The 9,853-nt window shown below is 70.6% G+C and carries 8 protein-coding genes and 1 pseudogene; 4 read left to right on the forward strand and 5 right to left on the reverse strand.

The window, feature by feature from the left end; translation table 11 throughout:
• Window positions 1-176, forward strand: a 176-nt coding sequence (locus VE172_RS00125) for a response regulator transcription factor (RefSeq protein WP_349258203.1), incomplete at its 5' end; no start/stop codon positions are given.
• A gap of 10 nt (window positions 177-186) precedes the next feature.
• Here the strand turns inward: VE172_RS00125 and VE172_RS00130 are convergent.
• Entirely contained in the window at window positions 187-927 is a 741-nt protein-coding gene (locus VE172_RS00130; protein ID WP_324795400.1) for a polysaccharide deacetylase family protein, read from the reverse strand.
• Window positions 924-1,793, reverse strand: coding sequence for a glycosyltransferase family 2 protein (locus tag VE172_RS00135; protein WP_324795403.1), 870 nt, complete (start codon window positions 1,791-1,793; stop codon window positions 924-926). The genes VE172_RS00130 and VE172_RS00135 overlap by 4 nt, the downstream gene beginning before the upstream one ends.
• A 195-nt stretch (window positions 1,794-1,988) precedes the next feature.
• Between VE172_RS00135 and VE172_RS00140 the strand changes: the two are divergent.
• Window positions 1,989-2,924 (forward strand): annotated as a pseudogene (locus VE172_RS00140) (helix-turn-helix transcriptional regulator); the annotation flags it as partial.
• Between the two features lie 3 nt (window positions 2,925-2,927).
• Here VE172_RS00140 and lepA read toward each other — a convergent pair.
• Window positions 2,928-4,832, reverse strand: coding sequence for a translation elongation factor 4 (gene lepA, locus VE172_RS00145; protein ID WP_414715040.1), 1,905 nt, complete (start codon window positions 4,830-4,832; stop codon window positions 2,928-2,930).
• A 66-nt stretch (window positions 4,833-4,898) separates the two neighbouring features.
• Here lepA and VE172_RS00150 point away from each other — a divergent pair, with 66 nt between their 5' ends.
• Together VE172_RS00150 and rpsT are read left to right on the forward strand one after the other, a co-directional pair.
• Complete coding sequence (locus tag VE172_RS00150; protein ID WP_324795406.1) at window positions 4,899-5,870, forward strand: phosphotransferase; 972 nt, start codon at window positions 4,899-4,901, stop codon at window positions 5,868-5,870.
• Window positions 5,871-5,973: 103 nt separating this feature from the next.
• Window positions 5,974-6,231, forward strand: coding sequence for a 30S ribosomal protein S20 (gene rpsT / locus VE172_RS00155; RefSeq protein ID WP_324795409.1), 258 nt, complete (start codon window positions 5,974-5,976; stop codon window positions 6,229-6,231).
• Between the two features lie 516 nt (window positions 6,232-6,747).
• Here rpsT and holA read toward each other — a convergent pair.
• Together holA and VE172_RS00165 are read right to left on the reverse strand one after the other, a co-directional pair.
• The gene (holA, locus tag VE172_RS00160) at window positions 6,748-7,698 is read right to left on the reverse strand and encodes a DNA polymerase III subunit delta (RefSeq protein WP_324795412.1); all 951 of its coding nucleotides are present in this window, start codon (window positions 7,696-7,698) and stop codon (window positions 6,748-6,750) included.
• A gap of 34 nt (window positions 7,699-7,732) precedes the next feature.
• Window positions 7,733-9,853 (reverse strand): ComEC/Rec2 family competence protein (locus VE172_RS00165; protein WP_324795415.1); only part of this gene is annotated, 2,121 nt, incomplete at its 5' end.

The following is a 9,853-nucleotide window of genomic DNA, read 5'->3' on the forward strand; positions in this document are numbered from 1 at the left end:
AGTGGGAGGTGCTGCGGCTGTTGGCATCGGGACGCAGCAACCGCCAGATCGCCGCGGAGCTGTTCATCTCCGCCAGCACCGTCGGCGTGCACGTCGGGCGGATTCTCGCCAAGCTCGAGGTGCCCAGCCGCCTCGAGGCCGCCGCCCGGGCCCACCAGCTGCGGCTCTTCGACTGACGACCCGGGGTCAGCTCCGGTAGGCGGGAACGCCCAGCAGCTTGTCGACGGTGGTGAAGCGGTATCCCTTGTCCCGCAGCGCCTCCACCACGATCTTGACGGCGGCGACCGTGCTGGCCCGGGGGCCGGCGTGACCGTCGTGTCCATCGTGGAAGATCACGATGCTGCCGGGCCGCACCTTGGCCACGGCGGTGCGGGCGATCCGGCCGGGGGCGATCTGCAGCACCTCCAGCGGGTGGCAGAACTCCCCCGACACCGGCCGCATTCCCTCCCGCCGCACCAGATCGAACAGGGCCGGGATGCGCAGCAGCCACGGCGGGCGGTACAGGGCGGGCCGGATGCCGTGCGCCTCGAACATCGCGGTCGCCTGTCGCATGTCGGTGTCGAGGCTGCTCTTACGCAGGTAGACGGGAAAGTCGTGCGCGTTGCCGTGGTGGCCGATCACGTGCCCGCCGTCCAGCAGCCGCCGGGTGACGTCGGGGTGGCGCGCGACGGCCTTGCCGACCTGGAAGAACGTCGCGCGGATGCCTTGGGCGTCAAGGTAATCGGCGATCTGCGACGTGTACGGCTCGTTGGGGCCGTCGTCGAAGGTCAGCGCGACCACCCGCTGGCGGGTCCTGCCCCGGTACGGGAAGCGGCCGAGCGCCTGGGAGTACGGCGACATGCACAGCCAGTACAGCGCGCCGGGCACCAGGGCGGTCGCCGACAGCGCGCCGAGCACCCGCAGGCGCTTGGCGCGGCGGGATGTCAATGCGCCACCAGGTACAGGGTCACCGGCAGGGCGACCAGAATGGACATGAAGGCCACGCGCTGCCGGAACGTGAACCGGGCGCGTTGGCGGATGTGCGGCGCGGTGCCGATGATCCGGCGCCCGGTCAGGCGGTTGAGCCAGTAGCCGAGCAGGTAGTAGTAGAAGACCGTGACGAAGAGGTTGTAGAACAGGCCGCGTTCCATCCGCCGCGGCGAGGTGAAGGTCGGGTTGTCGACGATGAACCTGACCCGGCCGCGCGATCGCAGTTGCCGCAGCAGTCCCACCTCGTCGCCGCCCTGCGTCGCGTGCGTGTCGTAGCCCGTCCACGCGTCGCGGCGGAACGCGATGTTGGTGGCGGTCACGTAGACGATGCGGCCGGTGAGTTGGTAGATCGCGTTGACGAAGCCGAACAGCAGCGAGGCGTACCAGCGGCCCCACCGCGGCGCGTCGACGAAGCGGCACGGCCCGGCGACGGCGACCAATGTGGAGTCGGCGCGGAAGGCGGCGTCGATGCGCGACAGCCACCCGTCGGCGAACGTGGTGTCGGCGTCGGTGGAGACCACGATGGTCCCCTTGGCGGCGAGGGTGCCGCTGTTGCGGGCGAAGCACACGCCGGGGCGTTCCTCCCGCACCACCATCGCGCCGTGTTGGTGCGCGACCGCGGTGGTGGCGTCGGTGCTGGCGTTGTCGACGACGATGACCTCGAACCCCCCGGGCACCTCCTGCCGAAGCAGCGCGTTCAGGCACTCCGGCAGCAGCGCCTCCTCGTTGTGCGCGGGTACGACGACGCTGAATCGCGGTCCGTCGGTGTCCGGATCGGGTCGCGGCTCGATGGGGGTCGGGGCGCCGCCTTCTCGTTGGCTCACAGGGGTCCTTCACACAGCACTGAGGATCGAGTTCACCCTACAGTTTGTCGGGTCAAAGTGGGGGCGCGAGCGATCCGACCGCCATGCCGCCCGCCGAAACTGTAGACGACACCGAATCCGCAGAACACGGGGACGGCGCCGAACCGCGCGGGATTCAGGACATTGCCTGTCCGCGTTAGCTGACAGACTGGGGGCATGCTACCCACATCGGCACGATTGCTGCGCATGCTGTCCCTGCTACAGGCCCACCGCGAATGGTCCGGCGCCGACCTGGCCGACCGCCTTGAGGTGGACGTACGCACCGTCCGCCGCGACGTCAACAAGCTGCGCTCGCTGGGCTACCCCGTCAACGCCGCCCCCGGCGTGGCCGGCGGGTACCAGCTGGGCGCTGGCGCCAAGATGCCACCGCTGCTTTTGGACGACGAGGAGGCGGTCGCCGTGGCCGTCGGCCTGCGCACCGCCGCCGGCGGCTCCATCACCGGCATCGAGGAAAGCTCGGTCAGAGCGCTCACCAAACTGGAACAGGTGCTGCCGCCCCGGCTGCGCACCCGGGTCAACGCCCTGCAGACCGTCACCGTGTCGACGACCAGCAGCCGCTCCCCCGTCGACGCCGAGTCGCTGGCCGTCATCGCCACCGCCGCCCGCGACCACGAGCGCATCCGCTTCGAATACCGGGCGCACGACGGCACTCAGAGCATCCGCAACGTCGAACCGCACCGCCTCGTCCACACCGGACAACGCTGGTACCTGATGGCCTTCGACATCGACCGCGAGGACTGGCGCAACTTCCGCGTCGACCGCATGGAGCCGCGCACCCCCTCGGGCCCGAGCTTCGCGCCCCGCGACATCCCCGAGTTCACCGTGCAGACCTACGCGGCGTGGCGCAACCAGCGCTACCAGGCCCGCTACGTCCTGCACGCGCCGATCGCGGTGATCGCCGCCCGGATTCCCGAACGCTGGGGGGAGCTGGAATCCATCAACGACGACACCTGCGTGCTGCGCACCGGCTCCAACTGGATCGACGGGCTGGCGGCCTGGCTGCTGGGGCTCGACGTGGACTTCGAGGTGCACGAGCCGCCCGAGCTGATCGAGTACCTGCGCACCGTGTCGACCCGGCTGAGCCGCTTCGCGGCGTTACTTGTTCTTGGCCACCTTGTCCACCGCGGACGCGTCGGTGGTCAGCGCGGCGATGAACGCCTCCTGTGGCACCTCGACGCGGCCCACCATCTTCATGCGCTTCTTGCCCTCCTTCTGCTTCTCCAGCAGCTTGCGCTTGCGGGTGATGTCGCCGCCGTAGCACTTGGCCAGCACGTCCTTGCGCATCGCGCGAATGTTCTCGCGCGCGATGATGCGCGAGCCGATGGCCGCCTGGATCGGCACCTCGAACTGTTGGCGCGGAATGAGTTTGCGCAGCGTCTCGGTGAGCCGCACGCCGTAGGAATACGCCTGGTCCTTGTGGACGATCGCGGAGAACGCGTCCACCTTGTCGCCCTGCAGCAGGATGTCCACCTTGACCAGGTCGGCGATCTGGTCGCCGGTGGGCTCGTAGTCCAGGGACGCGTAGCCGCGGGTCTTGGACTTCAGCTGGTCGAAGAAGTCGAAGATGATCTCGGCCAGGGGCAGGGTGTAACGCAGCTCCACCCGCTCCGGCGACAGGTAGTCCATGCCCTGCATGGTGCCGCGCCGCGACTGGCACAGCTCCATCACCGCGCCCACGTAGTCGGTGGGGGTCAACACGGTGGCGCGCACCATCGGCTCGTGCACCACGGCGACCTTGCCCTCGGGGAACTCGCTGGGGTTGGTGACCTCGATGTCCTCGCCGTCGTCCATCTCGACCTGATAGACCACGTTGGGCGCCGTCGAGATCAACTCGAGGCCGAACTCGCGCTCCAGCCGCTCGCGGATGATCTCCAGGTGGAGCAGGCCGAGGAAGCCGCAGCGGAAGCCGAAGCCCAGCGCGGCGGACGTCTCGGGCTCGTAGGCCAGCGCGGCGTCGTTGAGCTTCAGCTTGTCGAGCGCCTCGCGCAGATCGGGATAGTCGGAACCGTCGATCGGATACAGTCCTGAGTAGACCATCGGCTTGGCCTCGGCGTAGCCCGACAGCGCCTCGGTCGCCGAATGGTGGGCGCCGGTGACGGTGTCGCCCACCTTGGACTGCCGGACGTCCTTGACGCCGGTGATCAGGTAGCCCACCTCGCCGACGCCCAGGCCGGCGGACTTCATCGGCTCCGGCGAGATCACGCCGATCTCCAACAGCTCGTGCACCGCGCCGGTCGACATCATGGCGATCCGCTCGCGCGCCGACAGGTGACCGTCGATGACACGCACGTAGGTGACCACGCCGCGATAGGTGTCGTACACCGAATCGAAGATCATCGCCCGGGCCGGGGCGTCGGCCTGGCCCACCGGCGCCGGGACCTGGGTGACGATCGAATCCAGCAGCGCGTCCACGCCCTGCCCCGTCTTGCCCGACACCTGGAAGCAGTCCGAGGGCTCGCAGCCGATCAGGTGGGCCAGCTCCTCGGCGTAGCGCTCCGGCTGGGCGGCGGGCAGGTCGATCTTGTTGAGCACCGGGATGATCGTCAGGTCGTTGTCCATGGCCAGATACAGGTTGGCCAGCGTCTGCGCTTCGATGCCCTGCGCGGCGTCCACCAGGAGGATCGCGCCCTCGCAGGCGGCCAGCGAGCGCGACACCTCGTAGGTGAAGTCGACGTGGCCGGGGGTGTCGATCATGTTGAGGACGAACTCGTCCCCGGCGCGCCCTCCCTCGCGCTGGCGCCACGGCATCCGCACCGCCTGGCTCTTGATGGTGATGCCGCGCTCGCGCTCGATGTCCATGCGATCGAGGTACTGCGCGCGCATCTTGCGCTGCTCGACGACGCCGGTGATTTGCAGCATGCGATCGGCCAAAGTGGACTTACCGTGGTCGATGTGCGCGATGATGCAGAAATTGCGGATCCGTTGGGGATCCGTGGCGCCGGGCGCGTAGTTCACGGAAGGCACGTCCGTTCGTCGGTGTGGGACAGGTCCGTCGTTCATGATCCCACGTGGTCGACACCGCAATCACATTGTCACGAGCGCGGGAATCGTTCATCATCCTTGCCCATGAGGTTCCCACTCGACAAGCCGGTTCCCTACGACGCCACCGCGGTGCGCCCGCGCTACGACACCCTGCCCGCGGCCGTCCGCGCCGACATCGCCGCGCACCTGGGCGGCGAACCCGTCGAGGTGAGACTCGCCGGCGGCGGGTTCACCGGGGGTTTCGCCGCCCGGCTCACCTCCGACAGCGGCGAGTCGATGTTCGTCAAGGCCGCGGGACCGCACCTGCCGTTCGTCCTCAACGCCTATACGTACGAGGCCCACCACAACCTGGCGCTGCCCGAGGCGGTCCCCGCGCCGCGGCTGCGTTTCACCTCACAGGTGGACGAGTGGGTCGTGCTCGGCTTCGAGGCCGTGGACGGGGTGGCGCCCAAGCTCCCCCTGAGCCCCGAGGCGCTGCGGCTCATGCTGCGCGCCTGGGCCGACGCCGCCGACGCGCTCACGCCCGCCCCGCGTCCCCTCATCGACCTCGGCGTCGAACCGCTCACCACCGAGGGCTTCGAATCCCTGGGCGCCATCGAATCGGGCACCGAACCCGCGCCCCCCAACCTCCCCGACCTCGCCAAGCGCCACCTGCCCGAGCTGGCCTGGATGGAGGGCAACCTCGCCGAGGCGATCCAGGGCAGCTCCGTCATCCACGGCGATCTGCGCCCCGACAACATGATCCTGGGCACAGACCGCGCGTGGATCTGCGACTGGACCATGCTCAACGTCGCGGCGCCGTTCTTCGACACCGTGGCCTTCCTGGTGCTGGCGCACGGCGACGGCCACTACGCCGAGGGCATGTTCTGGGAGCACCCCACCGCCGCCGACGTCGGTCAGGAACAGCTCGACGCGGTCCTGGCCGCGTGCGTCGGCTACTACCTGTGCAACGCCGACCGACCCCTGATGGAAAACGTGTCGCCCTACATCAGGCGGCACCAGCGCTGGAACGGCCTGGCCGCCCTCGACTGGCTGGCCTCGCGTCGCGGCTGGTAGGCTGGCTTGTCGCGCGTGGCCGACACGGACCCGCGCGCCCACTGATCCACCGAAACATTGACTCGCAACATCCCACCGTACGAAAGAGACCGAGGCTGCAGGCGTGGCGAACATCAAGTCCCAGATCAAGCGGAACAAGCAGAACGAGAAGGCTCGGCTGCGGAACAAGGCCGTGAAATCGTCGCTGAAGACCGAGATCCGGAAGTTCCACGACGCCGTCGAGTCCGGCAACTCCGACGCCGCGACCACCCAGCTGCGCGTCGCCAGCCGCGAGCTCGACAAGGCCGTCGGCAAGGGCGTCATCCACAAGAACCAGGCGGCCAACCGCAAGTCGGCCATCGCCAAAAAGCTCGCCGCCTAAAACCCCAAGCCACCCGCTCGGCGCCTCGCCCGAGGCGCCGAGCGTTTGTGCGCCCGCGACTCGCGCCACGCGCGCGGGCTGGGTCCCGCCCCGCCAACACGCAATGCGAAGGAAAACCCCACGCCCGCGCCCTCATCAAACGGCCGACGTGCATTGCCATGCGACGCATTCGTACTGGTTTCCGTGACACCAAACAGGACCGATGAGGGGAACGCCGCCCAGGCGTCCGAGCCGCAACGGCGCTCCGACGACGCGTCGTGCCGCACCGCTGGGGTGCCAACGGGATCACTGCTCCGCTCTCGTCTGGCGACTCCGGTTCCTCGGCGACACGACGAGGAATTGGAGCGATCGAGCAGGTCCATGATCCACAGTGGTTGGTGAGGTCGAGGTGGCCGGGCAGCGTCGCGGCCGGGCGACGTGCCGTGCCCATGGAGGTCGACGACACGAGCCCTTGTACGTCCGTTGGCGGGGTTTGTTGCCCGACAAGCGATCTCGATCGGCGCGTCGCCGTTGAGGTCAGCCGCGGGCGGCGGCGATGGTCATGATGGCTCGTTCGAGGGCGTAGCCGCGGTCCTCGGCGCCGCCCTTGACCGCGGCGTTGAGGTCGGCCGTGGCGCGCATCGCCGTGACCAGGCCGTCGGGGCTCCAGCCGCGGGCCTGCTGTTGGGCCTTGTCGACCTGCCAGGGGGCCATGCCGAGGCTGGAGGCGAGCTGGTAGCCGCTGCCGCGGGTGCCCGCGACCTTGGCGATGTTGCGGACCCCCGTCGCCAGGGCGTCGGCCAGGGGGACGGCGTCCATGCCCACCGACATCGCCCAGCGCAGGCCGCTGAGGGCCTCGCCCGTGTTGCCCGTGACCGCGGCATCGGCCACGGCGAAGCCCGTCACCTCGGCGCGGCCGCGATAGTACTTGTTGACCTCCTCGACCGTGACCTTCCCGCCGGTGTCGGCGACGAGTTGGGAGCAGGCGCTGGCCAGTTCGCGGAGGTCGTGGCCGACCGCGGTGATGATGGCCTCGGCGGCGGGATTGCCCGCGCGGGCGCCGAGGCGGCGGAGTTCCTCCTTGACGAAGGCGACACGTTCGTTGGCGCGCTTGATCTTGGACGCGGCGACGACCTCGGCGCCCGCCTTGCGCAGGCCGTCGGCCAGGGCCTTGCCCTTGGCGCCGCCCGCGTGGACCACCACCAGGCGAACGCCGGGGTCGGGGGAGGCGGCGTAGTCGAGGAGGGCCGCGGACAGGTCCTTCTTGGCGTCCTGGGCGGAGTTGACGACCACGACGCTGCCGCCGCCGAACAGGGTCGGGCTGATCAGGGTGAGCAGCTCTCCGGGGGTGAGGTCACCCGCCTCGGCGCGGTGGGTCTGGATGGAGGGGTCGGTGTCGCGGGCGTCGGCGACCACGTCGGCGACGGCGCGCTCGGCCAGGAGTTCCTCGTCGCCCAGCACCAGTCGGATCCCGTTCGCGGCTGCCATGCGGTCATCTTCGCACGCGCCGCCGACAGGCCGCTCAAGCGTGGCCGTGGGCCATCACCTCCAGGCCGTGGTCGGTGCCGATGACCGCGACGCTGCCCTGGCGGTCGGTGCGCAGGACCGTGGCGCCCTCGTGGCGAAGTTGGCGCAGGCTGGACGGGTGCGGGTGGCCGTAGTCGTTGTCGACGCCCACCGAGATCACCGCGACCGTGGGCGAGGCCGCCTCGTAGAAGGCGGGGTCGAAATAGGACGAACCGTGGTGGGGGACCTTGAACACGTCGACGTCAAGGGCCGCACCAGATCTCAGCAGGGCCTGCTGGGCGTCGCGTTCGACGTCCCCCGCCAGCAGCAGCGAGACGCCGCCGATCTCGGCGCGCATCACCACCGAGTTGTTGTTCGGGTCGGATCGGGTGCCGTGGAATCCGTCGCCCGCCGTCAGCACGTCGAGGCGCAGCCTCCCGACCTGGTAGGCGGCGCCCGGAGCGGCGACGGCGAGGTCGGCGCCGTGGGCGGCGGTCTTGACGCGGCGGTAGCCCTCGGGGGGATCGGTGTACGCGGGGATCAGGACCCGGTCGACGCGTCGGTCCTGGTAGACGCCCGCGACCCCGCCGACGTGGTCGGCGTGGAAGTGGCTCACCACGAGCATCGCCACGTGGTCGATGCCGAGGTCGCGCAGGCACTGGTTCACCGGCCGCGGACGGGGACCCGCGTCCACCACCACCGCGGTGTCGGGGTCGCCCGTGGGCAGCACGATGGCGTCCCCCTGCCCGACGTCGCAGGCGACCATCACCCAGCCCGTGGGCGGCCAGGGCCCCGCCCACCAGCGCACGGGTGCCACGCCCACGACGATGCCCAGCAGCACCACGGCCAGCAGCCGGCGGCCCGCCCGCGTGCGCAGCGCCACCAGGCACGCCGCGATCCCCAGGGCCAGCAGCAATCCCGCTGGCGCCCCGCTGGACCAGCCCACCGACCCCGACGGCACCCCCGCGCAGCGATGCGCCACGAAGATCAGCCACCGCCCGGGCCACGCGGCCAGCCAGCACAGCGCCTCGGCCCCCCACATCCACAGTGGCGCGACAGCGGTCGCCAGCACCACCAGCACCGTCGCGGGCGGCACCGCGATCGCCGCCAACAGGTTCGCGGGCACCGACACCAGCGAGATGGTGCCCGTCGCGGCCGCCAGCACCGGCGTCACCGCGAGCTCGGCGGCCACGGGCACCGCCAGGGCCTGCGCCAGCCACGGCGGCCAGCCCCGCCGCGTCCAGGCCCGCGCGAATCGGTTGGCGAAGAACACCAGGCCCGCGCACGCGGCCACCGACAGACAAAACCCCAGATCGGTGGCCAGGGCGGGATCCCACACGATCAGCACCGACACCGCCGCCGACAGCGCTGGCACCGCCACCGCCGTGCCCCGCCCCGGCAGCGCCACCAGCCCGATGCCGCCCATCACCGCCGCCCGCAACACACTGGGCGAGGGCCGCACCACGATGACCAGGCACCCGAGCGCGATCAACCCCAGCACCACCCGCGTACGCCGCCCCGCCCCGCACGCCGCGACCAACCCCACCACTCCGCCCACGACGATCGCCACGTTGGCGCCCGACACCGCCGTCAGATGGGTCAGCCCCGCGCCACGAAAGTCCTCGGCCACCGCCGGATCGAGCCGACTCACATCCCCCAGCGCCAGTCCGGGCAGCAAACCGCCCACGTCCCGATCGAGCCCCGCGCACGCATCCCGCAGCCCCTGCCGCAGGTCCCCCGCGGCGGTCTGCCACCTCGGCGGACCGCCGTGCGTGGCGGGCGGGCCTCGCGTCCACACGGTCGCCGCCACCAAATCCCCGCCGCTTCCTCCCGCCCGCTTCGTCTTGCCCCGTCCCGCCGCCTCGGCGCCGTCGTCGCGCGCCGCGTGCCCCGTGACGGTGAGGCTCTGGCCGGGCAACAGCGACAGCCACCGCTTGGCGTGCCGCCCGCCCGCCATGATCACCACCCGCACCGACAGGTTCACGGTGGCGCGGCCCGATCTGATGGTGTGCGCGGTGGCCGCCACGCGAACCGTGGTGGTGGCCGCGTCGCGCACCGCCACGGGGTCGTCGTCGACGGTCGCGGTCACCCTCGCGGTCTCGCTGTGCGCCAACAGTTCTCGCAGTGGCGCCGCGTC

Source organism: Stackebrandtia sp., assembly GCF_035643755.1.
Classification (GTDB): Bacteria; Actinomycetota; Actinomycetes; order Mycobacteriales; family Micromonosporaceae; genus Stackebrandtia.

Excerpts from the sequence above, each read along its gene's own strand:
- lepA (WP_414715040.1), bottom strand. The coding sequence starts at position 4,832 with ATGAACGACGGACCTGTCCCACACCGACGAACGGACGTGCCTTCCGTG.
- VE172_RS00150 (WP_324795406.1), top strand. The coding sequence starts at position 4,899 with ATGAGGTTCCCACTCGACAAGCCGGTTCCCTACGACGCCACCGCGGTG.
- holA (WP_324795412.1), bottom strand. The coding sequence starts at position 7,698 with ATGGCAGCCGCGAACGGGATCCGACTGGTGCTGGGCGACGAGGAACTC.